Annotated in this window: 23 protein-coding genes and 1 pseudogene; 8 read left to right on the top strand and 16 right to left on the bottom strand. The window is 45.6% G+C overall.

The genetic code is table 11. The features are described from left to right. Positions 1 to 75: 75 nt before the first annotated feature. The 4 genes from tilS to cysS form a co-directional block, all read right to left on the bottom strand. Positions 76 to 1,506: a tRNA lysidine(34) synthetase TilS gene (gene tilS / locus ICN28_RS09300; protein ID WP_216288136.1), complete on the bottom strand. Its 1,431-nt coding sequence runs from the start codon at positions 1,504 to 1,506 to the stop codon at positions 76 to 78. Beyond that, positions 1,472 to 2,443 carry an acetyl-CoA carboxylase carboxyltransferase subunit alpha gene (locus tag ICN28_RS09295; protein ID WP_216288135.1) on the bottom strand — a complete coding sequence of 324 codons (972 nt, stop codon included), beginning with the start codon at positions 2,441 to 2,443 and terminating at the stop codon, positions 1,472 to 1,474. The genes tilS and ICN28_RS09295 overlap by 35 nt, the downstream gene beginning before the upstream one ends. Before the next feature lie 215 nt (positions 2,444 to 2,658). Then, positions 2,659 to 3,381 carry a DNA-3-methyladenine glycosylase gene (locus ICN28_RS09290; RefSeq protein ID WP_216288134.1) on the bottom strand — a complete coding sequence of 241 codons (723 nt, stop codon included), beginning with the start codon at positions 3,379 to 3,381 and terminating at the stop codon, positions 2,659 to 2,661. Next, entirely contained in the window at positions 3,381 to 4,787 is a 1,407-nt protein-coding gene (gene cysS / locus ICN28_RS09285) for a cysteine--tRNA ligase (protein ID WP_216288130.1), read from the bottom strand. The genes ICN28_RS09290 and cysS overlap by 1 nt, the downstream gene beginning before the upstream one ends. A gap of 233 nt (positions 4,788 to 5,020) precedes the next feature. Between cysS and ICN28_RS09280 the strand changes: the two genes are divergently transcribed. The 3 genes from ICN28_RS09280 to ICN28_RS09270 all read left to right on the top strand — a co-directional run bounded on the left by ICN28_RS09280 (position 5,021) and on the right by ICN28_RS09270 (position 7,092). After that, positions 5,021 to 5,716 (top strand): tetratricopeptide repeat protein, encoded by a 696-nt coding sequence (locus tag ICN28_RS09280; protein ID WP_216288128.1) that lies wholly within the window; start codon positions 5,021 to 5,023, stop codon positions 5,714 to 5,716. Positions 5,717 to 5,802: 86 nt separating this feature from the next. Continuing rightward, the gene (locus tag ICN28_RS09275; protein WP_216288126.1) at positions 5,803 to 6,306 is read left to right on the top strand and encodes a peptidylprolyl isomerase; all 504 of its coding nucleotides are present in this window, start codon (positions 5,803 to 5,805) and stop codon (positions 6,304 to 6,306) included. Between the two features lie 3 nt (positions 6,307 to 6,309). After that, positions 6,310 to 7,092 carry a UDP-2,3-diacylglucosamine diphosphatase gene (locus ICN28_RS09270; protein WP_216288124.1) on the top strand — a complete coding sequence of 261 codons (783 nt, stop codon included), beginning with the start codon at positions 6,310 to 6,312 and terminating at the stop codon, positions 7,090 to 7,092. A gap of 21 nt (positions 7,093 to 7,113) precedes the next feature. On the opposite strand, the gene ICN28_RS09265 is transcribed toward ICN28_RS09270, so the two are convergent. Further along, positions 7,114 to 7,920, bottom strand: coding sequence for an inositol monophosphatase family protein (locus ICN28_RS09265; protein ID WP_216288122.1), 807 nt, complete (start codon positions 7,918 to 7,920; stop codon positions 7,114 to 7,116). A gap of 38 nt (positions 7,921 to 7,958) precedes the next feature. Between ICN28_RS09265 and ICN28_RS09260 the strand changes: the two genes are divergently transcribed. The 3 genes and pseudogenes from ICN28_RS09260 to mutS all read left to right on the top strand — a co-directional run bounded on the left by ICN28_RS09260 (position 7,959) and on the right by mutS (position 12,009). Beyond that, entirely contained in the window at positions 7,959 to 8,792 is an 834-nt protein-coding gene (locus ICN28_RS09260; protein WP_216288120.1) for an RNA methyltransferase, read from the top strand. Beyond that, a pseudogene (gene cysE / locus ICN28_RS09255) lies at positions 8,792 to 9,340 on the top strand (serine O-acetyltransferase); the annotation flags it as partial. The gene ICN28_RS09260 and the pseudogene cysE, both read left to right, overlap by 1 nt. A 17-nt stretch (positions 9,341 to 9,357) precedes the next feature. Beyond that, positions 9,358 to 12,009: a DNA mismatch repair protein MutS gene (mutS, locus tag ICN28_RS09250; protein WP_216288116.1), complete on the top strand. Its 2,652-nt coding sequence runs from the start codon at positions 9,358 to 9,360 to the stop codon at positions 12,007 to 12,009. A 25-nt stretch (positions 12,010 to 12,034) separates the two neighbouring features. Here the strand turns inward: mutS and ICN28_RS09245 are convergent, their stop codons facing one another. After that, the gene (locus ICN28_RS09245) at positions 12,035 to 12,631 is read right to left on the bottom strand and encodes a peptidylprolyl isomerase (protein ID WP_216288114.1); all 597 of its coding nucleotides are present in this window, start codon (positions 12,629 to 12,631) and stop codon (positions 12,035 to 12,037) included. Between the two features lie 59 nt (positions 12,632 to 12,690). Between ICN28_RS09245 and ICN28_RS09240 the strand changes: the two genes are divergently transcribed. Further along, on the top strand, positions 12,691 to 13,950 hold the full coding sequence (locus tag ICN28_RS09240) for a cupin domain-containing protein (RefSeq protein ID WP_216288112.1): 1,260 nt from the start codon (positions 12,691 to 12,693) through the stop codon (positions 13,948 to 13,950). 117 nt (positions 13,951 to 14,067) lie between these two features. Further along, positions 14,068 to 14,241 carry a hypothetical protein gene (locus ICN28_RS09235; RefSeq protein WP_216288110.1) on the top strand — a complete coding sequence of 58 codons (174 nt, stop codon included), beginning with the start codon at positions 14,068 to 14,070 and terminating at the stop codon, positions 14,239 to 14,241. Between the two features lie 68 nt (positions 14,242 to 14,309). Here the strand turns inward: ICN28_RS09235 and bamC are convergent, their stop codons facing one another. The 10 genes from bamC to ICN28_RS09185 all read right to left on the bottom strand — a co-directional run bounded on the left by bamC (position 14,310) and on the right by ICN28_RS09185 (position 26,550). Continuing rightward, entirely contained in the window at positions 14,310 to 15,434 is a 1,125-nt protein-coding gene (bamC, locus tag ICN28_RS09230; RefSeq protein ID WP_216288108.1) for an outer membrane protein assembly factor BamC, read from the bottom strand. An 80-nt stretch (positions 15,435 to 15,514) separates the two neighbouring features. Then, positions 15,515 to 16,426 carry a 4-hydroxy-tetrahydrodipicolinate synthase gene (gene dapA / locus ICN28_RS09225; RefSeq protein WP_216288106.1) on the bottom strand — a complete coding sequence of 304 codons (912 nt, stop codon included), beginning with the start codon at positions 16,424 to 16,426 and terminating at the stop codon, positions 15,515 to 15,517. Next, on the bottom strand, positions 16,423 to 16,992 hold the full coding sequence (locus tag ICN28_RS09220) for a bifunctional 2-polyprenyl-6-hydroxyphenol methylase/3-demethylubiquinol 3-O-methyltransferase UbiG (RefSeq protein ID WP_255536202.1): 570 nt from the start codon (positions 16,990 to 16,992) through the stop codon (positions 16,423 to 16,425). The genes dapA and ICN28_RS09220 overlap by 4 nt, the downstream gene beginning before the upstream one ends. After that, positions 16,979 to 18,181 carry a tryptophan--tRNA ligase gene (locus ICN28_RS09215; protein ID WP_216288102.1) on the bottom strand — a complete coding sequence of 401 codons (1,203 nt, stop codon included), beginning with the start codon at positions 18,179 to 18,181 and terminating at the stop codon, positions 16,979 to 16,981. The genes ICN28_RS09220 and ICN28_RS09215 overlap by 14 nt, the downstream gene beginning before the upstream one ends. A gap of 7 nt (positions 18,182 to 18,188) precedes the next feature. Next, entirely contained in the window at positions 18,189 to 19,028 is an 840-nt protein-coding gene (locus ICN28_RS09210) for a 3',5'-nucleoside bisphosphate phosphatase (protein WP_216288100.1), read from the bottom strand. A 74-nt stretch (positions 19,029 to 19,102) separates the two neighbouring features. Continuing rightward, a complete protein-coding gene (locus ICN28_RS09205; protein ID WP_216288096.1) occupies positions 19,103 to 19,312 on the bottom strand; it encodes a hypothetical protein in 210 nt (69 codons plus the stop codon). Between the two features lie 454 nt (positions 19,313 to 19,766). Then, positions 19,767 to 20,867, bottom strand: coding sequence for a cell division protein ZapE (gene zapE, locus ICN28_RS09200; protein WP_216288094.1), 1,101 nt, complete (start codon positions 20,865 to 20,867; stop codon positions 19,767 to 19,769). Between the two features lie 83 nt (positions 20,868 to 20,950). Beyond that, positions 20,951 to 22,387, bottom strand: coding sequence for a dihydrolipoyl dehydrogenase (gene lpdA / locus ICN28_RS09195; protein WP_216288092.1), 1,437 nt, complete (start codon positions 22,385 to 22,387; stop codon positions 20,951 to 20,953). A 26-nt stretch (positions 22,388 to 22,413) separates the two neighbouring features. After that, on the bottom strand, positions 22,414 to 23,625 hold the full coding sequence (gene odhB, locus ICN28_RS09190; RefSeq protein WP_216288090.1) for a 2-oxoglutarate dehydrogenase complex dihydrolipoyllysine-residue succinyltransferase: 1,212 nt from the start codon (positions 23,623 to 23,625) through the stop codon (positions 22,414 to 22,416). A 69-nt stretch (positions 23,626 to 23,694) separates the two neighbouring features. Continuing rightward, on the bottom strand, positions 23,695 to 26,550 hold the full coding sequence (locus ICN28_RS09185; RefSeq protein WP_216288089.1) for a 2-oxoglutarate dehydrogenase E1 component: 2,856 nt from the start codon (positions 26,548 to 26,550) through the stop codon (positions 23,695 to 23,697). Positions 26,551 to 26,790: the final 240 nt, after the last annotated feature.

Genomic DNA, 26,790 nt, shown 5'->3' with positions numbered 1-26,790 from the left:
TAAGCAGTATTCTGCTGTAGGAAACATCAGATTTTGATAATTAGAAAGACAAGCTGTTCGCTTGGAGAAAGATCGCTATTGCCACTCTGGGCTAATTCTTGGACCTTGATGGGTAAGCCAATCAGCACTGATGCCAATACCTGCGACGGCCACTAGCTCTGTACCGATATAAAGCAAGGGTAAATCTCTTTGCCACGGCGGGATACCAGCCTCTTGGTAAAGGTTTTTGAGAGTTTTACGGGGCCTTTGCGGATGCACCTTGAACTTCTCGCCCCCATCGCGCGCCATCGTATTGATTAAACCTTTTTTCTTGGCTTCATCAAAGCGCTCTTTTGCAATACCTGGTTTTTGACTGTTACTTGGCAACCTTTTGAAAACCCACTCGCCTGCCTGCTCAGTGTTCGTTTTAGTTTTAGTTTTAGTTTTAGTTTTAGCTTTAGTTTCAGCTTCTGTTTTAACTTCAGCTTCTGTTTCTTTATTTTTCTTCTCTTGAATGGGTTCCTGCGGGGTGATCGTTAATACACCTCGCCAAAGACGGATCAAGCAATCATCATGCTGCCATTGCAGTTGCGCATCCGTTCTAACTTCTAATAAATCTTGCCACCAGGAGGCAAGGCGCTCCGTACTTGGGTAACTCAATTGATGTTGCTGCAACCAACGGCGCAAAGCATTGGACGCTCTCGCTTGATTGGTTTTATAGAGTCTGACTAAATTGGTTTTAGATAAGCCCTCTTTAGTCACAATCAAGCCCAAATCAATGTCCGCCAATTGATGAAGCAACTCTTGGGCTTCAGCGATATGTTTGGCACCTCTAGCCAAGTTAACAATGGCGCCCTGTTGTGTTTTTTCTAACTGAGGCAATAAGGTTTTTCTGACAGCATTTCTGCGATAACTCTCATCCTGATTGCTCGGATCTTCTATCCACTTCAAACGGTGCTTCTTAGCGTAGGCCTCAAGATCCTCTCGACGCATCTCCAGAAATGGTCGCCATACATGGATATGGCTAGAGGTATTTTTTTTGGTTTTTTTAGTGCTTGCACTACTTTTGTTAGCAGGCATACCCGATAAGCCAGCTAAGCCAGCACCACGCATCAACTGAATCAAAACAGTCTCCGCCTGATCATCCAAATGATGCGCCACCAAAAGATCTTCTATTTTGTACTTATGACACATCTCATAAAGAGCTTGATATCTGAGATCTCTTGCTTGAGATTCGATGTTCGAAGCATGCTCAAGTTCCACATTGATGGTGTCGAAATGACAGCCCCATTTTTTAGCAAGCTGTTGGCAATGCTTTTGCCATTGATCCGCCTCTTTTTGAATCCCGTGGTGAACATGGAAAGCATGGACATGCTCGGGACCATGCGCTTGAATCGTTGCATGCAACAAGACAGCAGAATCCAAGCCCCCACTAAAAGCGACAGCCAAACGAGTTGGCTGTTTTGTGGTCGCTTTTTTAGTGGATTTTGTTTTACTTTTCTTTGCTGGTGTCTTTGAATTTGCCATAGCTCATTAAGCGCTGATGACGACGCTCGAGAAGTTCATCCACGCCCATGGTTTGGAATTGGCGAAGCGAATCGGCCAAAGCGCGCTTTAATAAAGCAGCCATTCCAGCATGATCGCGATGAGCGCCACCCAAAGGCTCGCTCACAATCTTGTCAATTAAACCTAACGCTTTCAAACGCAATGCGGTTAAAGCCAATTGCTCAGCTGCTTCCGGTGCTTTTTCAGCCGTTTTCCAAAGGATGGATGCGCAACCCTCTGGAGAAATCACAGAATAGGTGGAGAACTGAAGCATCTGCACCATATCGCCCATAGCAATCGCTAAAGCACCACCGGAGCCACCTTCACCAATGATGGTAGAAATGATAGGTACCCTGAGTTCAGCCTGAACATACAAGTTATGACCAATGGCTTCTGACTGATTGCGCTCTTCTGCATCAATACCCGGGAAAGCACCTGGCGTATCCACAAATGTAAATACTGGAATATTGAATTTTTCTGCCAAACGCATCAAACGTTTGGCTTTTCTGTAGCCTTCTGGGCGACTCATACCAAAGTTACGCATCGCACGCTCTTTCGTATCACGACCTTTTTGATGGCCGATCACCATGCAAGGCATACCGTTAAAGCGCGCCAAACCACCAATCATCGATTGATCATCGGCAAAGTTTCTATCGCCATGCAACTCATGAAAATCTGTGAAGATGTGATTCACATAATCCATCGTGTAAGGACGTTGCGGGTGGCGTGCAATTTGCGCAACCTGCCAAGGAGTCAGGCGAGAGTAAAGGTCTTTCGTGAGTAACTGGCTTTTTTCAGAGAGCTTGCCGATCTCTTCTGAGATATCGACTACAGACTCATCTTGTACAAAACGTAACTCTTCAATCTTTTGTTCGAGCTCAGCGATTGGCTGTTCGAATTCTAGGAAAGTGATTTTCATGGGCTCTATTCTAATATCTCTTAGGGCTTCTACCTAATATTTTGATACTCCAGTGACCGGAAACTCTAAAAACATAAAAAAGGGGCTTTTCAGGTGATTTCTGCCGTTTTTACAGTGTTTTTGTGATTTTTGATGCCTTTTGATACTTTTTTTGATGCTGAGAGGCTTTTTAAGTCGATTAATGGGCTCGGAAGCGCACATTTGAACCTGAGCGATCAATACTCCACCGGAATCGGATCCAAACTGCGCCACATATACCAAGTGGCAATGGTTCGGTAAGGCTCCCAATTTGCCGCAACCTCTTTAGCCTCATTCCTTGAAACAGGCTCGCCACTGAAGTAGGCTTGCGAAATAGCTTTAATCAAACCTACATCATCCAAAGGCAGAACGTTGGGTCTCATGAGGTAGAAGATCAGAAACATTTCAGCCGTCCAGCGACCAATACCGCGAATCGCTGTTAACTGAGCAATCACCGTTTCATCGTCCAATGCATCCCATTGAGCACAATGCAACCCACCGTTCTCAAAGTGATTGGCTAAATCTTGGATGTACTCTACTTTTCTGAGGGAAAGACCCGCATCTCTTAATTCCATCAACTCCAACTTGAGGATGGCTTGAGGCGTGAATTTTCGGCTTTTCTTTTTTGTTGCTAGCAGTACCCGATCCCAAACTGACTGGGCAGCTTTGACTGAAATTTGCTGTCCCACGATCGCTCTAGCCAAGGTCTGGAACGCATCGCCACGAGTGGTTAAAAATCCAACATTGGGATACTTGGGAATGATTTTCCGCAGAATTCGATCTTGCTTCATCAAAGCCGCACAACCAGCCTCCCAGTAGTCCGGAGCCACCAAATCCTCTACCGGCGGCATCACCGGCTCTACGGGCTTGGGTGGTTTGAGCGGCTTAGCTGGCTTAGCTGCTTTTGAGCTAAAAGGCATTAAGCCCGTCTCCAAAGAGTCACGCCACCTGGCTTGTCTTCTAGGACAACACCTTGAGCGAGTAAATCTTGGCGAATTTGATCCGCTTTTGCAAAGTCTTTGGCCTGCTTGGCATCGGCTCGCGCTTGGATAGCCGCTTCGACAGCTACGGTATCGGTCGCCTCTGCATCACGACCACCACTGGCTTGTAAGAAGTCTTGAGGTGCTCGCTCCAAAAGACCTAACAATTTGGCTAATTGTTTAAGCTCTCTCGCCAAATCACGCTGGGTGTCACCTTCTGATTTATTAATCTCATTGGCTAGCTCAAACAGAATCGCAACGGCTTCAGGGGTATTGAAGTCATCGTTCATCACGTTCACAAAGCGGGTACGCCATTCACTTTGTTTGCCGTAATTAGGAATATCGTCAACACTTGAAAGCGCGTTATACAAACGAGTTAGACCCTGCTTCGCCTCTTCCAAATGGGCATCCGAGTAATTCAATGGGCTACGGTAATGGGCTTTGAGGATGAAGAATCGCACGACCTCAGGATCAAACTCTTTCAATACCTCTCGAATGGTGAAGAAGTTACCCAATGACTTGGACATTTTTTCTTCATTCACCCTCACAAAGCCGTTGTGCATCCACGTGTTCACAAACGGCTTGCCTGTTTCTTCTGAGAAAGCACCCTCACTTTGAGCAATCTCATTTTCATGATGCGGGAACTGAAGATCAGCGCCACCACCGTGGATATCAAAATGATGGCCGAGCAATTGGCAGCTCATAGCAGAACACTCGATGTGCCACCCAGGTCGCCCCACACCCCAAGGGGACTGCCACTTGGTATCTTCTGGCTCATCGGCTTTGGCAGACTTCCATAAGACAAAATCCAACGGATCTTGTTTGCTGGTGGCTACCGCCACACGTTCACCCGCTCGCAAGTCATCCAAGGTCTTGCCAGATAAGCGACCATAGTTCTTAAAGTTTCTGACGGCGTAATTCACATCCCCATCATGGGCCTGATAGGCATAGTTGTTTTTAATCAAGCGGGTGATGATGTCTTGCATCTGCGGGACAAACTCAGTGGCTCTTGGCTCATAAGTGGGTCTTTCAATACCTAGCGCATCCGCATCCTCGTGCATGGCGTCAATAAAACGCTGGGTTAACTCTTTAATCGTTTCTTTGTTTTCAACTGCGCGCTTGATGATCTTGTCATCAATATCCGTGATGTTTCGAACATAGGTCACCTCAAAACCAGAGGCTCTCAACCAACGCTGCACCATATCAAATACCACCATCACGCGTGCATGACCTATGTGGCAATAGTCATAAACGGTCATGCCGCACACATAAAGCTTGACCTTGCCAGGCTCTATTGGGGTAAATGGCTCTTTTTGACGCGTTAGGGTATTAAAAATTTGCAACATAGGGGCTTGGTAGATTGTTTATTTTGGGAACTAATTGAGCTGCTTCTGTGAAACCTTCGGACGAGTTAGCAGCTAACTTTGACCTCCGTTTGACCTTGGTTTAAGCCAAGTTTCAAGTAATGAAGCATCATTTGTTAGACTGAAGGTGAAGTATAGCTAATTCAGCACCCATCAAATCAATCATTACCCTTAAAATTATGCTTTTACTGAACCCACTAGCGAGACCCAAACATATGCCATTGAACAACCTTGGTAAAGCGATCCAAGCCAGCATCCTCTCTCTCGCTTGCTTCTATTCAGTAGGCGCCTTATCTCAAACAACAACAGGCCCTCAAAAAGTCACTCGAGAGAGCATTGCCGCCAAAGCAGACCCCTCTCCTTTTGAGTTCAGCCCCAATGCCGTTCAGTCTGCTCAAATGCAGCCGTCCTTAGCCACACCTTTTATTGTTTTGCAAAAGGTGCCAGAGCCTAAGAATAAAAATGCCATTCCTGAAGCCATTTACAAATTAATCAGCGATAAAAAGTACCCCGAAGCCATTTCAGCCATCGAAGCGGAGTTAAAGGTCAATCCTCGCAATGTACAACTCCGATTTGTACGCTCCAGAATTGAAATCGAAATGGGTAATTTGCCAGCAGCCAAAGCAGCCCTTTTAGAGATCACCCAACAATTCCCGGAAATTCCAGAGCCTTACAACAACCTAGCAGTGCTTGAAGCTGAAACCGGTCGCTTAGATGAGGCTAAAGAGTATTTGGAGTTAGCCCTAAAGGTGCAACCGAACTTTGCAACCGCTTACGAGAACCTCGGAGACGTCTACACGCGTCTCGCAGCGAGAGCTTATGGCAAAGCGTTGACGCTGGATAAAAAACTAATTCAAAATCGTCGCAAGATGAAATTAGCTGAAGACATCTTAAAGCCCGTAACCAACTAAAGCAGTTATATCGTTTTATCCATTTTTTAGAGTTGTTTTATTTTTTTACATTGCAATTTATTTCATTGAAAGAAGAAGGAGCTAGCATGGCCAAGGTACAACTACAAACCAGCATGGGCAACATCACGTTAACCTTAAACGATGAGTTAGCGCCAAAGTCCACTGAGAATTTTTTAGCCTATGTGCGCTCAGGCCATTACGACGGCACTATTTTCCACCGTGTGATTGCTAATTTTATGATCCAAGGCGGCGGCATGACTGCAGGCTTGAAACAAAAGCCAACCATGGCAGCGATTGAAAATGAAGCGGACAACGGTCTTAAAAATACCAAAGGTTCTGTTGCTATGGCTAGAACAGGTGACCCTCACTCAGCCACCGCACAGTTCTTTATTAATACAGTTGATAACGACTTTCTTAATTTCTCAGCACCCACTTCTCAAGGTTGGGGTTATGCGGTTTTCGGTGAAGTGACCGAAGGCATGGATGTAGTTGAATTGATTCGCAAGGTCAAGACTGGTAGCTCAGGCTTTCATCAAGACGTTCCTCAAGAAGATGTCACGATTGTTCAAGCTACTATTATTGAAGAGTAATTCATGCACGCGAGCGCCATTCTTATTTCTGATTTACATCTAACACCCTCTATGCCGAGAACGGCAGAGAGGTTTTTTGAGTTTTTAGAAAAAGAAGCTCGCTCGCACGAAGCCTTGATTATCTTAGGTGATCTGTTTGAGTTTTGGGTAGGGGATGATGCCAAAGCACGATCCCCTTTCCATCAAGCAGTCGCTAAAGCGATTAAAGCGTTGAGTCAATCTGGCACGAAGGTTTACTTTATGCCAGGTAATCGGGATTTCTTATTGGGTCAGCAGTATGCTCAAAAAGCACAGATGTCTATTTTGAATGACCCACAAGTCATGGTGATTGCTGAGCAAGCTTGGTTACTCACTCACGGTGATGCGTTATGTACAGCTGATAGCAACTACCAGCTATTTAGAAAAGTCGTGCGCAGCCAATTTGTACAAAAATTATTTTTATTACTTCCAACATTCTTGCGTGTCCGCATTGCCAGCTCTTTGCGCAGCAAGAGTACAGCCAAATACCAGCGAACTCAGAAGTTCACACCAGAAATCAACCAAGTGAAAGGTGATGTCACTTTGAACGCTACAGCAGCGTTGGTCGCATCGCTAGAGTGTCCCAGAATGATCCATGGTCATACGCACCGCCCTGCTTACCATCAAGAGAAATCAGATGGTCAATCATGGGAGCGTTGGGTTTTATCCGACTGGGATTTTGATCACCCAGAAACGGTGTTGCCCAAAGGTAATGCTTTAAGCATCACCTCCGAGGGTATCCGTTCTTTAGATTTGGTTAGAGCTTAGTTAGTTCTAAGTTAGCGCTGGTTATTTAACTTGAGAGTGACCACGTAACTGGGTCACCAATTGCGCAAATAAACGCGGATTACCAGCCATGATCTCACCTGTGTGAAGGTAAGACTCTTCGCCCGCATAGTTACCAACCAAACCACCTGCTTCTGTGATCAATAAAGCACCCGCTGCCATATCCCACGGCTTTAAACCTTGCTCAAAAAAGGCATCTAAACGGCCAGCAGCCACATAAGCCAAATCCAAAGCAGCAGCACCAGGGCGACGTAAACCAGCACATTGGCGTGTCATTTTGGCAAATATCTCCAAGTACGCATCAACATCTTGGTCTTCACGGTAAGGGAAACCTGTACCGATCAAGGCTTCAGACATTTTGAGGCGCCCCGCCACACGCAAGCGACGGTTATTGGCATAAGCACCTGCACCACGTGTTGCTGTGAAAAGTTCATCACGGTTTGGATCGTAAATCACGGCTTGTTGAGTGACACCATCCACCGCCAAGGCAATGGATACAGCGTAATGAGGGAAACCATGAATAAAGTTAGTGGTGCCGTCCAATGGATCGATGATCCATACATGACTCGGTTGACCTTCAAGAGCAGTCCCTTGGATCTCACCGCCCTCTTCAGCTAAAAAGCCGTGATCAGGGAAGGCATCTTTTAAAGTATCGATAATGGCAGATTCAGCAGCCTGATCGACTTCAGTGACAAAATCGTTGTGTTGTTTACGGGTAACCTGAATACGCTCGCTATTCAACGAGGCTCGGTTGATAATATTTCCTGCGCGACGGGCGGCCTTGATGGCCACATTAAGCATGGGGTGCATAGTATTTTTTAAGTAACACAACGAATTGGAGAAGAGCAATGTCCAGCGATCAAGCTGTACGACGAAAACAGATTTTAGCTCGAAATGAGGAATCCTTGGGGCTTTTGAAGAAAAACTGGCCTGTTCGGTGGGTCATGGTTCGCACCAGCCACCCCGGCAATGTGGGATCAGCCGCCAGGGCTATCAAAACCATGGGCTTCTCCAGCCTGCATTTGGTGAATCCTGCCTACCAATATATGGCCAAAAAGGCCGAAGCGATCTCCTTATCCAGCGGCGCATTTGATGTTCTCGAGGGCGCACAAAATCATGAGTCTTTAGTCGATGCAGCCGGAGCCAGTCAATTGGTCTTTGGTTTAACGACCCGTGATCGAGAATTTGGCCCTCCAGCAATTCCCCTCAATGAAGCGATTGACTTAGCTAGTCAGGCACTTTTGATGGATAAACCGGTGGCTTTTGTATTTGGAACAGAACGAACCGGCTTGGATAACGATGATCTTAAGCACTGCACCCACCGAGTTTGGATTGATGCTAACCCAGAGTACCCTTCACTCAATCTAGCCCAAGCCATGATGATTGTGGCCTACTCGATGAGGCAGGGTCTCATGAGAGGACTAGAGATTGACTCAAAGACCACTTACTCAGAAATGTCTTCCGCCAGCCATGTGGAGCTAGCCGATCAAGCAGCGATTACAGCCATGCTCGATCATTGGCAGCAAGGCCTTGAAGCAATTGGGTATCTTGATCCTCAGAACCCTAAAAAGCTCATGCCCAGACTCCAAAGCTTATTTGCCAGGGCCTCTTTGCAAAAAGAAGAAATTGATCTTTTGCGCGGCATTGCAAAACAAATGCTTCAACACGGTAAAATCAAATAATGTCTTTATTCGAACACGTTGATTCCATCATTGCCCGCGATCCGGCGGCCCGCACTCGCTTAGAAGTGATTCTGTGCTACCCGGGCTTGCATGCCGTTTGGTTGCATCGCATCGCGCATTTTCTGTGGCATATTGAGTTGAAATTAGTTGCACGCTTGGTATCCCATACAGCTCGCTTCATCACAGGTATTGAGATACATCCCGCTGTTGTGGTGGGCAAACGCGTGTTCATTGATCACGGCTTAGGCGTAGTGATTGGTGAAACCACCGTGATTGGCGATGATTGCACCATCTATCAAGGTGTTACCTTGGGAGGCACATCACTCTACAAAGGCACCAAGCGTCACCCGACTCTCGAGTCAGGCGTGGTGGTGAGTGCTGGCGCCAAAGTTCTGGGTGGCTTCACTGTTGGTCAAGATGCGCGCATTGGTTCGAATGCAGTTGTTCTTAAAGCTGTTCCAGCAGGTGCTACTGCAGTTGGCATCCCAGCCAGAATTGTTGAAACTTCCGATTCTCAACATTCGTTCACGGCTTATGGCATCACCCCTGAAGATATCGGTAACTGATGAACCCAATTGAGTTGGCCAAGCACACGCCTGCGATGCAGCAGTTTTTGGGCATTAAGGCGGAGCACCCCCACTCTTTAGTTTTCTTTCGGATGGGTGATTTTTACGAGCTCTTCTTTGACGATGCCGAAAAAGCTGCCAAGATTTTAGATATCACTCTCACGCAACGTGGTCAGTCAGCCGGCAACCCTATCAAGATGGCAGGTATTCCATACCACGCTGCCGAGCAATACTTAGCCAAACTCATTCAAGCAGGACAGTCCGTTGCTATTGCAGAGCAAGTCGGTGACCCTGCCACATCCAAAGGCCCTGTTGAGCGACGCGTGATGCGTGTGATCACACCTGGAACGCTCACTGACTCAGCGTTGATGAGCGACCGAGAAGATGCGCCTTTATTAGCGATCGTGCCGTCCACCAAAAAGAGTGCCTGGGGTTTAGCTTGGTTAACCATCACCAGCGGCGATCTAAAACTCACTCAGTGCGCCCCTGAAGAATTGCCGCAATATTTAGCGCGCATCCAACCGGTTGAAATACTTTGTTTACCGGGCTCTGAAAATCAAATCAAAGAGCTTCTCTTAGAATCAAGTGGTAGTGACATCAACTTATCCGGTCACACGATTCCAGATTGGGTATGGACACCCGATGAAGGGCATCGTCGCTTAACCGATATTTTCCAGATGAGCAGTTTGCAAGGTCTTGGCATTGATAACCAAGAACTACAAGCATCTGCCTTAACTGCAGCTGCAGCGGTACTGGCTTATGGTGCCAATACTCAAGGTCTCGGTTGGCACGGCAAGTTACCGCATATTCAGAAATGCCAATTTGAAGAGGATCAAAACTATATTGGGATTGATGCAGCAACCAGACGTAATTTAGAAATCACAGAAACATTACGTGGTGAATCGGATCCTACCCTATTCTCATTATTAGATAACTGCTCCAGCGCGATGGGCAGCCGTCGAATGCGCCATTGGTTGCATCATCCTCTACGTCAACAAGCTGTTGTTATCGAGCGTCACCAAGCCATTGAAACTTTTCTGGCACACCCCTTTGTTCTTCAGGACATCCAACAGATTTTGAAGCAAGTGGCCGATGTCGAACGCATCAGCGCGCGCCTAGCATTAGGCAGTGCTCGCCCAAGAGATTTAAGTAGCTTGCGTGATACTTTAAAAGCGCTACCGGATTTAGCCGCCAAGCTAAATCCTTTGAGTGCAGCCAGTACCTTATTAAAAAAATTAGCTGAAGTTTTAGCATCAGCCCCACCCGTTTTAGATTTACTAGAGCGAGCGATCGCACCAGAACCCTCCGTTGTAATTCGAGAAGGTGGCGTGATTGCGGATGGCTACCATCCAGAGCTCGATGAGTTGAGGCGTTTGGGAGACGACTGTGGCGCGTTTTTACTTGAACTTGAGGCTCGCGAGCGTGAACGCACAGGCATTGCTAATCTCCGTGTTGAATTCAATCGCGTCCATGGCTTCTTCATTGAAGTCACCAATGGTCAAACCGATAAAGTTCCTGAGGACTACCGCCGCCGACAAACACTTAAGAATGCCGAGCGCTACATTACGCCCGAACTCAAGGCGTTTGAAGACAAAGCATTGTCTGCCAAAGAGCGAAGCTTTGCGCTTGAGAAACAATTGTATGAGGCTTTGTTAGCGGAGCTGCAGTCTCACGTGACCGCCTGCCAAACTACAGCTCAAGCATTGGCAGAAACAGATGTCTTATCCTGCTTAGCAGAAAGAGCTCAAACATTAGGCTGGGTGCGTCCACTCCTTCATGAAACCGCCGGCCTTGAAATCAAGGCGGGTCGTCATCCTGTGGTTGAGGGTCAGTTAGCCAAACGCTCAGAGTCCTTTGCTCCAAACGATGCGCAATTTGATAATGCTCGACGCATGCTTCTCATCACCGGTCCGAACATGGGTGGTAAATCAACTTACATGCGTCAAATCGCATTAATTGTTTTACTCGCTTACGTGGGATCTTATGTGCCCGCAGCAAACGCTAAGATGGGGCCGATTGATCGCATCTTTACCCGCATTGGCGCTGCCGATGATTTGGCGAGTGGTCGCTCCACCTTCATGGTGGAGATGACCGAGGCAGCTGCTATCTTGCATCGTGCTACTCCACAGTCTTTGGTACTCATGGATGAGATTGGACGCGGCACATCAACTTTTGATGGTCTGGCATTGGCGTGGGCGATTGCCCAACAATTACTGAGCAAGAATCGATCTTGGACTTTATTTGCGACACACTATTTAGAATTAGCTAGCTTACCTGGCAAGTATCCACAGTGCGCGAATGTTCACTTGAGCGCTGTTGAAAAAGGTCATGGGATTGTTTTCTTACACACGGTTCAAGCTGGTCACGCTAACCAAAGTTACGGCTTGCAGGTCGCTCAGCTAGCAGGCGTTCCTCAAGAGGTGATCAAAGAAGCTCGTAAACACTTGGTTCGTTTAGAAGAAACAGCGAATCAAGAAAGTCGAGCTACTCAGCAATCGGATCTATTTACTCAAACAACTCCGGTTGAGATAGAGATGGATCCTTTGACTGAAAAAGCGTTAGCGCTCCACAAAGAAATAGAGGCCATCCAATTGGATAGCCTCAGTCCGAAAGACGCACTCGACTTACTGTATCAATTAAAAAATAAATAGTTTTTAAGTTAATTTATTTTTTCGATTAATGGAGCGTTGGGCGCTGTTCCTGGTCACGAATAATTTCTTCAAGCTCAGCTTCGTCATCTTCAATATCGGATCCAAAAGCACCCAACGGATGCCCATCTTCCAATTCTTCTTCGGTTGCTTCGCGCACATCAGCAATCTGCAACCAGAACTTTAAAGCTAAACCGGCTAGTGGATGATTGCCATCTAACACCACTTTGTCTTCAGCCAAGTCGGTAACGGTATAAATAAGGGGCTCCTCATCATCGTCATCCGCCTTGATATCTGGATCTAATTCCGCATCAGCCACAGGTGCTTCATCATCCAATAAGCCCTCAAACTGCATACCAACCTCAATGGGCTCCGGAAATCGTGAGCGAGCTTCAATTTTGAGCAAGTCAGGATCATAGTCACCAAAGGCGTCGGTCGGTTCCAATTGAATCGTGGTTTCATAACCCACATCATGGCCATCCACCGCTTCCTCAATCTTCGGGAAAGTGCCTTCGTAGCCACCGTGTAAATAAACCATCGGACCTGCAGATTCTTCGATAAGATTGTCTTGAGCATCCGTCAGACGGTATCTTAGAGAAACAATAGTATTCTTTTGTACTTTCATAATGATGTTATTTTACGTGAGTCTTTACGAAAGCCTACTGAAGTGAGTTTAATCCAGCCATGAAGCCAATATTAACCAATAGTTATATACCGCCCAAAGTACCTCAGCCATTGCCAATTGACGAGCCTTGGGCACTTTTAGGGGGCATCAGTCCCAAGCGCTTCATGAAAGACTATTGGCAGAAAAAACCGCTTCTTGTCAGAGGTGCCATTCCTGCTTTTAAGTTAGCCAAAGCCGCTGGATCCCCCCTCACCAGCCCCCTTTCATTTTCCGATCTGAAAAAGTTGGCTGGACAAAATAATGTGGAGTCTCGTTTAGTTAAGAGCCACCCATGGTCTCTCACGCATGGCCCTCAAAAGACTTCAGCTATCCCATCTCTTCAACAGCCCGATTGGACCATGTTGGTTCAGAGTGTGAATGCCCATCACCCTGCGGCAGAGACCGTGATGTCATGGTTTAGATTTATTCCAGAAGCGCGCTTAGATGATTTGATGATCAGCATCGCTGGAGAAAAAGGTGGCGTTGGTCCTCATATTGATTCTTATGATGTGTTTCTTTTGCAAATGGAGGGACGCCGTCATTGGAAGATTTCCTCACAAAAAGATCTTTCTCTCAAAGAAAACCTTCCGCTCAAAATCTTAAAAAACTTTAAAGCGACGGATGATTGGGTTTTAGAGCCTGGGGATATGCTCTACTTGCCACCCAATATTGCACATGATGGCATCGCACTCGATGCAGGCTGCCAAACGTGGTCGATTGGATTTAGGGCTCCAACTTATAAAGAGCTCATGAATGAAATCTTATGGCGCACAACCGAGGCTCTTGAGAACAATCTAGCCTTGTCAGAGCTTTACAACGATCCCGACCAACAGGCAACCCTCGATCCAGCATTGATCCCTGCTCAACTGATTGATGCTGTTCAACAGCACCTCAATCAACTGAAATGGAGCAAAAGTGACGTCTCTTGTACTTTGGCTAGCATCTTGAGTGAGCCAAAACCACAAGCTGTTTTCAGCCCGCCAAGAGTGTTACTTGATTTATCAAGCTTCAAAAAAGCGATTTCTCAAGCAGGTATTAGATTAGCGCCATCATCTAAGTCACTGTATGACAAGGATTTTTTCTATTTAAATGGCGAAAGTATGAGTGATTCTGATGAGCCGGATTGGTCCTACTGGTGCCAGCTGAGTCAACACAAGCAACTATCAGCTCTACAGTGTATAGATCTTTGTTACTGGATTACCGATGAAGATAGCCCTTGGTTTGAGGCTTACCAATCGGGTTGGTTATGCATCAATTCATCTAAGATCGATAAGGGTTAACTCTAGTATTTTTTATAAATCTATTTATAATCTCCCTCTGATCCCAAAGTGAACTCACCCAAGGATCCGGTCTAAATCACCGTTAGATGATTAGCTAATCTTTTAAGGAAATAAAAAATGAAAAAATCACTATTAGTAGCATCTTTGTTAGCAATTTCTTTGGCAGCTTGTGGCAAAAAAGAAGCTCCAGCTCCAGTAGCTCCAGCAGCAGCTCCAGCTGATGCAGCAGCTCCAGCAGCAGCACCTGCAGCTCCAGCAGCTCCAGCAGCAGCTGAGCCAGCTAAGAAGTAATTCTTACTGAAATAAAAAAGACCACCTTCGGGTGGTCTTTTTTTTACCTGCTGTTTACTTCTTGTTGCTTACTTGCCAACTTGAAGGTCTAAAAGACTTAAGATTTGTTCAGAAACACCGCCTGCTTCAGCAGCACCATTTTCATCTTGAACAGTTACTGTAACTGTGCCAGCAGTATCTTTAACAAGTACACGGTAACGCTTAGCCTTTTTCATATCATCATCGGACTTCTTACTGAACATTTTGTCAAAGAAACCACGTTCATTTGATAACTCTTGCGTATTAACAAAGCGTACATAGTAGATACCTTTGCTGCGATCGCGATCATCCACAGTGAAATTCGAACGATCAAGACCCACACCAACTTCTCGCCAAGCACGATCAAAATTACCAGCAAACTCCAAACGAGGCGTTGGAGTTTTCTTCAAATTAGAAACCTTTGTTGTGCCCGATGCTGTTTTGGCAGCAGCCAATGAAGCTTTAGTAGACTCTTCAGCATAACCCAAACGTTGCATCAAGCGAGCCAAAAACTCGGCTTCAAGCTCAGGATCATTAGCTCGAGTTGTCCACATGGCTTGGTTCTTATCTGAACCAGTCAACTCCTCAGTTGCACCACGATGCGTAATAAATACCTCTGTCTCACCCTTACTATTGACCTCTAAACGTGTACGGAATTTATCACGCTCACCCGTTGAGTAAATAGAATCTAAAACCTTACCAATTGTTCTTCTAATAAAGTCCTGAGGAATCTTGGCACGATTCTCCGCCCAATCAGTTTCCATAATTCCCGTCTCAGGAGAGTCGACCATCAAGATAAAACCAGTCTCCTGCCAGAAATCACGAATGCTTGGATAAAGCTCTTTAGCCGGCTTATTGATAACCAACCAACGACGGCTACCATCACGCTCCACTCTAATACCAGCAACAGTGGGTAAAACAGCTTCTTTACTGGTTGGTTTGGTTTGTACAGCATTGCTGTAACCGGACAACGTAGCGCCACCATCAGGCACCACATAGCGCTTATCACCACCAGCCACTGCCATATCAGGAGGAAACGCCAAATTAGGACCTTTTTTCTCACCGGCTGATTTGTAATCAATGGTGTCACCTGAAAAGGTGCTGGAGCAAGCAGTTAACAAGAGACTAAGAGTTCCAATAAGAACCAATCTTGACTGTGAGGGTAAGCGACGCATATGTTTTCCTAAGTTGTCGAACTGTTAACTATTCTGAGTGTTGCTATCTAAAAATTGAATAAAAATTTACTTAAAACTTTTTACTTCTTAACTAATCCAGCGCCTTTAAGCGCTAGTAGCACCTGTTCTTGAGCGCTAGGCGTTAAAGTGGTGAGAGGCAAACGAATGCCTTCAGCCATTAAACCCATCGCATGAAGAGCCCATTTCACAGGAATTGGATTCGCTTCAATGAACATGGCTTTATGAACTGCTAATAATTGGTACTGAATCTCTCTAGCTTTTGACGCATCACCTGCCATAGCAGCGACACACAACTCGTGCATCAATCGAGGCGCTACGTTAGCTGTCACTGAAATATTGCCATGACCACCCATCAACATAAGTAGCAAGGCAGTTAAATCATCACCTGAATAAACTGCAAAATCCGAACAGCCCGTTGCATTTAAACCAGCAATCAATTGCATGCCACGCTCTAAATTACCGGTTGCATCTTTAACACCTACCACGCCTGGAACTTTTGCCAAACGCAGAATGGTTTCATTACTCATATCGGCAACGGTACGACCCGGCACGTTATACAAAATCACAGGCAGGTCTACTTTTTCTGCAATCGTTTTGAAATGCAAGTACATACCTTCTTGCGTCGGCTTGTTGTAATAAGGCACCACTTGCAAGCTAGCATCTGCACCGACTTTTTTAGCAAAGGCTGTTAACTCAATCGCTTCACTGGTTGAATTACCCCCGGTGCCAGCAATAATAGGAATGCGCTTGGCAGTATGTTCCACTGTGACACGAATCAGTTCGCAATGCTCTTCAACGGAAACAGTCGGAGATTCCCCCGTTGTTCCAACGATCACAATGCCATCCGTACCTTCAGCAATATGCCAGTCGATCAGTTGACGCAAACCCGGCAAATCAAGGCTGCCATCAGGGTGCATGGGCGTGACGATCGCCACTAAACTTCCAGTGATTTTTTTAGCTAATTTAGTCATGTTTTTGATTGTAGCGGAACAGCACAGAGTCTTTGAACACAGGCTGGTTTAGGAATTTGAACAATGAGGTCCTCGTAAGCCAATATTTGCATGTTTTCAGAGAAGCTCAAGAGCTCATTGGGTTTTAATAAAAAGTTAGGATTGCTGGGCTTACCGAATACTTCGTTGCCAACAGCAAAGGTCTCGTAAACCAAAAAACCATTATTATTCAATAGTTTATTTAATTTATGGAGGTGTGGTCGATACAAATAATTGGTGACGACGACGGCATCAAATAAGCCTAAAGAGGATAAATCCCACTGCTCACCCTCAAGATCCAAACAAACGGTCTGGATTGACCCTTGAGGTAAGTTTTGAGCTTTTATCTGGAGGTGCTGGAGTGCCTCTTGATCACGATCAATAGCAACCACCTCAAAGCCCTGCTCAGCCAACCACATAGCATGTCGCCCACTACCGCATGCGTAATCCAATACGCGTGCGCCAGATTTGAATTGATTAGCATGCGCAACAACCCAAGGAGAAGGCGGCACAGTCACTAAATCAAGATGAGATTTAGCTGTAATCAAGCCCCATCGCCTCACGAACGTCACGCATGGTTTCTTGTGCTGACTTACGAGCCTTGTCGCAACCATCTGCAATGATCGCGCGCAATAAACTAGGGTCATCTAAATAGGTTTGAGCTCTTTCCATCATCGGCTGTTGTTCTTTTAGAATGCCATCGATCACGGGTTGTTTACACTCAATACAACCAATGCCAGCACTCTTACAGCCTTTTTCTGCCCAAGCACGAGTCTCTTCACTCGAATAAACCTCATGCAATTGCCATACAGGACAACGAGCCGGGTTACCGGGATCTGTTTTACGAACTCGCGCTGGATCGGTTGGCATTGTGCGAACCTTCTTTTCAACGGACGCAGCATCTTCTCTTAGGGCAATTGTGTTGCCATAAGATTTAGACATTTTTTGACCATCCAAGCCTGGCATTTTGCTTTGCGCAGTTAACAATGCTTGTGGCTCAGCAAGAATAATTTTTCTTGAGCCCTCTAAGTAACCGAATAAACGCTCACGATCGCCCATCGACAAACTTTGAGCATCTGCTAACACCGCTCTAGCTTGCTCTAGGGCCTCGTCATGACCTTTTTCTTGATACTCGGTACGAAGCTCTAGATATAGCTTTGTACGCTTGCTACCCAGCTTCTTAGCAGCTTCTAGAGCTTTCTCTTCAAAGCCTGGCTCACGACCATATAAATGATTGAAGCGGCGAGCCACTTCACGCGTCATTTCCACGTGAGGAATCTGATCTTCACCGACTGGTACGTGCTGTGCACGATAGATCAAGATATCTGCGGCTTGGAGTAAGGGGTAACCCAAGAAACCATAAGTCTGTAAATCTTTTTCTTTGAGTTTTTCAATCTGATCTTTATAGGTTGGTACACGCTCTAACCAACCTAAAGGCGTTCCCATCGAGAGCAATAGAAATAGTTCTGCATGCTCAGGTACTTTACTTTGAATAAATAGTGTCGCTTGGGTTGGATCAATACCAGCCGCCAACCAGTCGATCACCATATCCCAAACAGATTCTTCAATAACCCCAGGTGTCTCATAATGGGTGGTTAGCGCATGCCAGTCAGCCACAAAAAAGTAACACGGGTACTCGGCTTGAAGCTTAACCCAATTCTTAAGTACACCATGGTAGTGACCTAAGTGCAGAGCGCCAGTTGGGCGCATACCTGATAAAACGCGTTCAGAAAACATATATCTCTTATTGAAACACCGACCAAACAGGTCGTAATTGTGTAGGTAAATCTGGCAACTGCCCCAGATCCACATGACTCTCTATAGGATCATGAAAATCAGACCCGCGAGAAGCCATAAAACCATACTGTAACGCTACTTTAGCAAATGTTTGATACTCGGATGAACTATGGCTCCCGGTGACCACTTCAATACCCTCACCACCTAGGTCTTTAAACTGCTCATAAAGCTGTGTCAACTGCAAGGATGTATAGCGATAACGGCCTGGATGGGCAATTACAGCAACCCCTCCGGCACTTTTAATCCACCCCACAGCATTGGCTAAAGAAGCCCACTCATGAGCAACAAAGCCCGGTTTTCCATCAACAAGGTAGTTGGCAAAAACTTCGTTGGTATCTTTGCAAACACCTGATTCCACTAGAAAACGAGCAAAGTGCGTTCTGGAAATTAATTCGGGGTTACCCACGAACTGAAGAGCGCCCTCATAGGCACCCTTGATGCCAGCTTGGTCCAACTGATCCGACATGGCTTTTGCCCGATTGGTTCGACCGTTACGAGTCTGATACAAACCCTCAAGGAGCTCAGGATTCTGAGGGTCAATACCCAATCCAACAATATGAACCGTTTGTTGACACCAAGTGACCGATATCTCGACACCACTGATATAGCGCATACCCAAGTCTTGAGCAGCTTTCTGAGCTCGCTCCTGACCACCCAATTCATCATGATCAGTTAAAGACCAAATCTCAACACCATTTGAATGGGCGCGCTGAGCGAGAACCTCAGGGGTCAAAGTTCCATCAGAAACAACGGAGTGGCAATGCAAGTCGGCATTGATTGTATGCATGACCCTATTTTACTTGGCAATGACCCTCAGTGCTTGAGGATTTATTGCTGCAATTAACCATAAAAGCCAGTCGCTCAAATATTAAATGGAGGTACTTCAACCAAGTTATCCTTTTCAGCGTCATCATTGTTTTGAGATTTTTTTAAATGCCGATCCTTGGCTGCCTTTTGCACTTCTCTGTACTCCATGTATTTGGCAAAGCCAAAAAAGGCCACATAGAATCCTCCAACACACATCAGCTGAATATTAGCTTTTGAAAAAAAATCGCCAGACACCTGTTCCATATTTTTCCCTTTTAAAAATAACTCACCTTAAAACAACCAGTTATAAATTCTATTTCTCTTGTTTTTGCTTATTTTTAAGTTGATAGTATTCAAGACATCTTGCTAAAAATACAAAAACCACAATGAACACTCCAACAATCGTTAACCTAATTTGCTCTTCAGTAAGAGGATCCATTATTTGCCCTTTGGTTTAAGTGAAAAACTCGTTAATAAAATTAAAAATATACTTATAGAAAGTATAAGTGTTATAGCGTACCAATCACGAAAACCTTTAAAAAAATAAGATAAAAATATTTCAGCCAACATGACAGAGCTCATAGCTCTAAAAACAAGTAAAAAATTTACCCAATCAATCACCATCTCATTTCCCCCGTAAAGAGATAGATTAATGATTCAGGAAATACTTGTATGTCAGCCGTACGCTGAAAATTTTGTCAGAGAGTTCTGATTATTTTTAGGTTAAGCGGGTATCAACGATTCGACGAGGCGCATCCAAATACTCTTTGGATTGCATCTCAACAATACGAGAAACCGTGCGATGGAATTCGTTAGCCATCGGACCTTCGGTATAAAGCATTTCAGGCTCTACTTCTGCTGAAATGATCAATTTGACTTTGTGATCATAAAAAACATCAATCAACCAAGTAAAGCGTCTCGCTTCACTTGCAAACTTAGGTGGCATATATGGCACATCTGATAACAACACAGTATGGAATAACTGAGAAATCTCTAAATAATCATTCTGAGACCTTGGGCCACCGCACATGGTTTTAAAATCAAACCAAGCAACTCCACCCGCACGTCGGATCGCTTTAATCTCGCGAGCTTCAATATGTAGCGTTGGATCTTCCGCATCATGTGCTTCAGCTACCGTGTTAAAGACATTGCCCATGATGGCATCCGTCTCTGGACCTAACGGTGTGTAATACGCCTGAACCTGCTCCATCGCTTTCTGACGATAGTCGATACCTGCATCAACATTCATCACATCTAGCTTCTCTTGCAAGAGCGCAATCGCCGGTAAGATGCGATCACGATGCAACCCATCTGGATACAAAAGATCAGGACGGTAGTTAGAAGTCATCACAAACTGCACGCGGTTTTTAAATAGCGCATCCAATAATTTGTACAAAATCATGGCATCCGCCACATCGCTCACATGAAACTCATCAAAACAAATGAGGCGATATTTCTTGGCAATATTTTTACCCAGAATATCTAAAGGATCTGCCTTGCCTCGTAAGTCTTGGAGCTCACGATGCACTTCACGCATGAACTCATGAAAATGCAATCGGGTCTTTTTTTCAACAGGAGAAGCTTCGTAAAAGCAATCCATTAAAAATGATTTGCCACGCCCTACGCCACCCCACATATACACGCCACGTGGCAGCTCAGGGAAGCGCATCATCTTGGCTAATTTGCCACTGCGCACTTCTTTATAAGATAGCCACTGATCTTGGCAAAGTTGCAGACGGTCGATAGCAGCGTTTTGAGCAGCATCACTGCCGTAGCCGCGCTTCACCAACTCTTGCTTGTAAAACTCTGTAACTTTCATGGGACCATCTATATAAAGAATTTGGGGACCTCAAAACATCTGGTGTTTATCGATCCCCAATTTTATTACTGAAAAAAACAAACTTACATGTTCAATGCACGTTTATCCGTAGCTAAAGCAGCTTCTCTCATAACTTCCGATAAGCTAGGATGTGGATGACAAACGCGACCGATATCTTCAGCCGCAGCTTTGAATTCCATCGCAACTGCTGCTTCAGCAATCAAATCAGACGCCGCTGAACCAACAATGTGCACACCAAGAATCTCATCTGTCTGAGCATCTGCCAAGACCTTCACAAAACCATCTGACTGCCCCATGCCTAATGCACGACCATTAGCCGCAAATGGGAACTGACCTGGCTTGTAAGCACGACCCTCAGCCTTAAGCTGTTGCTCTGTTTTACCAACCCATGCAATCTCTGGAGAGGTGTAGATAACCCAAGGAATGCAGTTGTAATCGATGTGAGGCTTTTGACCAGCAATCACTTCAGCAACCAAGACACCCTCATCTTCTGCTTTGTGAGCCAACATCGGACCACGTACCACATCACCGACCGCATAAACGCCAGGAGCAGATGTTGCACAAGTGTGATCATCAATAGGAATAAAGCCGCGCTCATCGGTCTTAAGACCAATCGCTTCAAGGTTTAAACGATCTGTATTAGGTACACGACCAACCGACACGATCAAGCGATCGCAATCAAGCGTCTGAGCAGCACCCGTGCTGTCGGTGTAAGCAACGGATACACCCTTTTTGGTTGTTTTAACATCACCAATTTTTACACCAAGATTGATCTTGAGACCTTGCTTCGTAAACAATTTGTGAGCTTCTTTAGCCGTACCTTCATCACATGCACCAAGGAAAGTGGGCAATGCTTCTAGGATCGTTACTTCCGCACCTAGACGACGCCAAACAGAGCCTAACTCTAAGCCGATAACGCCAGCACCAATCACACCAAGCTTCTTGGGTGTCGCACCAAACTTCAAGGCACCTTCGTTGTCGCAAATTAATTCGTTATCAACGGGCATGCTTGGTAAATGACGTGCTTTAGAACCGGTAGCAATAATGACATTCTTAGCTGTCACAGTGCCGGCATCTTTTCCATCAATCTTTAATTGATAGCCATCAGCACCTTTACCAACAAATGAGGCATGACCTTTTAATAAAGTGACTTTGTTTTTACGGAACAAGAAACCAATACCGCCAGTCATCTTTGTCACGATGTCATCTTTACGAGCAATCATCTTCTTCACATCAATCGTCGCGTCTTTCACAGTAATGCCGTGATCAGATACGTGATGTGCAATATTTTCAAACTCTTCAGATGTTGCCAATAGCGCTTTAGATGGAATACAACCCACGTTCAAACAAGTGCCCCCTAAACGTGGCTCACCTTTAGGATCATCGTAAGCAGCGCTCTCAGCACAAGCCACTTTAAAACCTAACTGAGCAGCACGAATCGCAGCGATATAGCCACCAGGACCACCACCAATAACTACTACGTCAAAATTTTGACTCATATTTTTTCCTTTAGCCGTGTCTCAGGTTAGATATCTAATAAAAGACGTGCTGGATCTTCCAACGCTTCTTTCATTGCCACTAAACCTAACACTGCTTCGCGACCATCAATGATGCGGTGATCGTAAGACATTGCCAAATAGTTAATTGGACGCACAACCACTTGACCGTTTTCAACTACTGCACGATCTTTCGTTGCATGGATGCCCAAGATAGCTGACTGCGGCGGGTTAATGATCGGTGTTGACAACATAGAACCGAAAATGCCGCCGTTAGAGATGGAGAATGTGCCACCAGACAGATCATCCAAGGTCAACTTACCATCACGTGCCTTAGCACCAAACTCAGCAATCTTCTTCTCAATATCTGCCAAGCTCATTTGATCGGCATCACGAAGAATAGGCACAACCAAACCACGTGGTGAACCCACAGCGATACCAATATCAAAGTAACCGTGATAAACGATGTCATTGCCATCGACTGAAGCATTGAGGATTGGATATTTCTTCAAAGCATGCACTGCTGCCTTAACGAAGAAAGACATGAAACCAAGCTTTGTGCCGTGCTCTTTTTCAAACTGATCTTTGTATTTATTACGCATAGCCATCACTGGCGCCATGTTCACTTCATTGAACGTTGTCAAAATGGCATTCGTTTGTTGAGACTGCAATAAACGCTCAGCAATACGCGCACGCAAACGACTCATTGGCACGCGCTCTTCCGGACGACCGCCCAAATTAACTTGAGGTGCTGCTACAGGCGCTGATTTAGTAACAGGCGCAGTACCTGACAAGGTTGCCAATACATCACCCTTTGTCACGCGACCATCTTTACCTGAACCACCAACTTGAGCGGCTGATAAATTGTTCTCAGCCATTAACTTTGCTGCTGAAGGCATAGCCTTGCCACCAGCTGCTGGAGTCGCTACTGGAGCTGGTGTAGGTGCAGGTGCAGCCGCCTCTGCTTTAGCTGCTGGCGCTGGTGCCGCTGCTGCTTTAGCTGCGCTATCAATTTTGGCAATCACCTGATCAGAAACAACCGTACCACCATCGCCAACAACGATTTCTGCCAATACACCTGCTGAAGGTGCAGGTACTTCTAGCACCACTTTGTCTGTTTCGATCTCAATCAAGATTTCATCTTGAGCAACTGCTTCGCCTGCTTTTTTCTTCCAAGTTAGCATGGTTGCTTCAGCAACTGATTCTGATAGTTGTGGAACTTTAACGTCTACGATAGCCATGTTCTTTTCCCTTATTTCTCTTAAATGTGAGTAAATTTATTTTTTCGTTATTAATTTAATCTTGGACTGTTATTTCGTCAGCACAAAACCTTTGAGTTTGGCAAACGCTCCATCAACCAATGATTTTTGTTGATCTTGGTGTAGGTGCGCATAACCACAAGCTGGCGATGCTGAAGCTGGACGACCGGAGTAACCCAACTTTTGACCTTCAGTCATGTTCTCGTGGATATTGTGTTGAATGAAGAACCATGAGCCTTGGTTTTGTGGCTCATCTTGACACCAAACAATCTCCGTAGCATTTGGATACTTTTTCATTTCAGCAGCAAATGCCTTGTGTGGGAACGGATACAACTGCTCAACACGAATCAAAGCAACATCATCTTGCTTCTTCGTTTCACGAGCTTTAACAAGGTCGTAATAAACCTTGCCTGAACATGCCACCACACGAGTAACTTTCTTCGCCTCAATTTTGCTATCCAACTCACCAATCACTGTTTTAAATTCACCTTTAGTAAATTCAGAAACAGGTGATGTGGCATCTTTATTTCTCAATAATGACTTCGGCGTCATGATGATCAGCGGCTTACGGAACTGACGAATCATTTGACGGCGTAACAAGTGGAAAATTTGAGATGCAGTCGTTGGTTGAACCACTTGCATGTTCATATCAGCACATAGCTGCATAAAACGCTCCGGACGGGCTGATGAGTGCTCAGGGCCTTGACCTTCATAGCCGTGAGGCAACATCAACACAAGACCGTTCGCACGACCCCACTTCACTTCACCGGATGCGATAAATTGGTCAATGACCACTTGCGCACCGTTCACGAAGTCACCGAACTGAGCTTCCCAAATAGTTAAGGTATTTGGTTCAGCTGCGGCATAACCGTATTCAAAACCAAGAACAGCTTCTTCTGAAAGAATGGAGTCGATCACAGTAAACGGTGCTTGATTCTCAGCAACATTCTCCAAAGGAATGTAAGTGCCAATATCCCACTTCTCACGGTTTTGATCATGAATCACAGCATGACGGTGCGTAAAAGTACCGCGGCCTGAATCTTCACCAGATAAACGAATCGGGTAACCGCTCGCCACCAATGAAGCAAATGCCATGTGCTCGCCCATACCCCAGTCAACGTTGACCTCACCACGACCCATCGCAGCACGGTTATTTAAAACGTTATCCACCAAGTTATGCGGCTTGAATCCTTCAGGAACTTTGGTAATGCGCTCAGCCAAACGCTTCCACTCAGCTAGTGGAATCGCTGTATCAGCAGAGTCGGTCCATTTCTTATTTAAGAATGGTGACCAATCAACTGCAAACTTACCTTTGAAGTTGGAGATCACTGGATCAACCGTATGCTTACCCTCATCCATCGCAGCGCGATAAGCCTTCGACATCTCATCACCACCACCTGCTGTCAATACACCTTGCGCTTCCAATTTATCAGCGTATAACTTGCGAGTGCCGGGGTGTTGAGCAATCTTTTTGTACATCAATGGTTGCGTTAAAGCAGGCGTATCTTGTTCGTTGTGACCTAACTTACGGAAACAAATAATGTCGATCGCCACATCTTTCTTAAAGGTGTTGCGATATTCAACCGCTAATTGAGTTGCAAAAACAACTGCCTCAGGATCATCACCATTTACGTGAAGAACTGGAGCTTCAATTGTTTTTAAGATATCTGTACAGTAAAGCGTTGAACGTAAGTCACGAGGATCGGATGTTGTAAAACCAATTTGGTTATTGATCACAATGTGGATTGTGCCGCCAGTGTAATAACCACGAACCTCTGCCATGGCTAAAGTTTCTTGAACCACACCTTGACCAGCAATCGCCGCATCACCGTGAACCAAAATAGGCATCACTTGATCACCAGCAACGTCACCACGACGATCCATACGAGCGCGAACAGAACCTTCAACAACTGGGTTAACGATCTCTAAGTGAGATGGGTTAAATGCCAATGACAAATGAACCGGACCGCCTGGGGTTGTGACATCGCTTGAGAAACCTTGGTGATACTTCACATCACCAGCAGGTAGATCCTCTGGCGCTGTGTGATCAAACTCAGCAAACAAGTCTTTAGGCATTTTGCCTAGCGTGTTGACAAGCACATTGAGACGGCCACGGTGAGCCATACCAATCACAATTTCTTGAACACCAGCAGTTCCGGCAGTACGTACCACTTCATCCATGGAAGCGATAAAACTCTCACCACCTTCTAAAGAGAAGCGTTTTTGACCCACATACTTAGTATGCAAATACCGCTCCAAGCCTTCAGCAGCAGTTAAGCGCTCAAGTACCTGTTTCTTTTTCTCAGGAGTGAATGCTGGAGTAGATCTCGCAGCTTCTAACTTTTCTTGCCACCAACGCTTGATCTTTTGATCCGTGATGTACATGAACTCAGCACCAATCGTACCGGAATAGGTTTGACGCAAGTTTTGCAACAACTCACGCAAAGGCATACTGTCTTTACCGAAGAAGGTGTTGCTTGTATTAAAGATGATATCCATATCCGCATCACCCAAACCATAGAAGGCAGGATCTAGCTCAGGAATATCTGGGCGCTCGGTGCGCTTGAGTGGGTCTAAATCAGCCCAACGGTTACCAACGTTTCGGTGAGCAGCAATTAATTGCTGTACAGCCACACGCTTACGGCCTAACTCAGAATCCGCTGAATCATTCACGACACGGATCGGACCTTGCTTCGCACGCTCAGCAAAGGCATTGACTACTGGGGCATGGGGCACATCCTGCTTCGTGCTTCCATCAACAGCTGGTACTAGCTGAACATTATCAAAATAGTCACGCCAATAATCTGAAACAGAACTTGGATTTTCTAAATAGGCTTCGTAGAGTTCTTCTACGTAAGGGGCGTTTCCGCCAAAGAGATAAGAGCTACCTCTGTAGGACTGCATCATATTGCTCACCTTTCATCGGGTATCCCGAGTTTGTAGTGGGTTAAGACCTTCCGCGACACGGCTTCACCGATTAGCGGATTGCGAACGAGTTGTAACTGCAACGAAAAAATTCTCCGTAAACAGAAGCTTAACACGCCTAAACCCTGATTTACCTTACTTTTTCACTAAAAAACACTGTATTCCAAAGCTTTAGACAGCACAGTTAGGTTTTTCCCCTAAAAATCCAAAGGGTAATTACCT

Source organism: Polynucleobacter sp. 30F-ANTBAC (assembly GCF_018882385.1).
Taxonomy (GTDB): Bacteria; Pseudomonadota; Gammaproteobacteria; order Burkholderiales; family Burkholderiaceae; genus Polynucleobacter.
The sequence above is the reverse complement of the archived record's forward strand: the minus strand, read 5'-3'. Positions and strand labels throughout refer to the sequence as shown.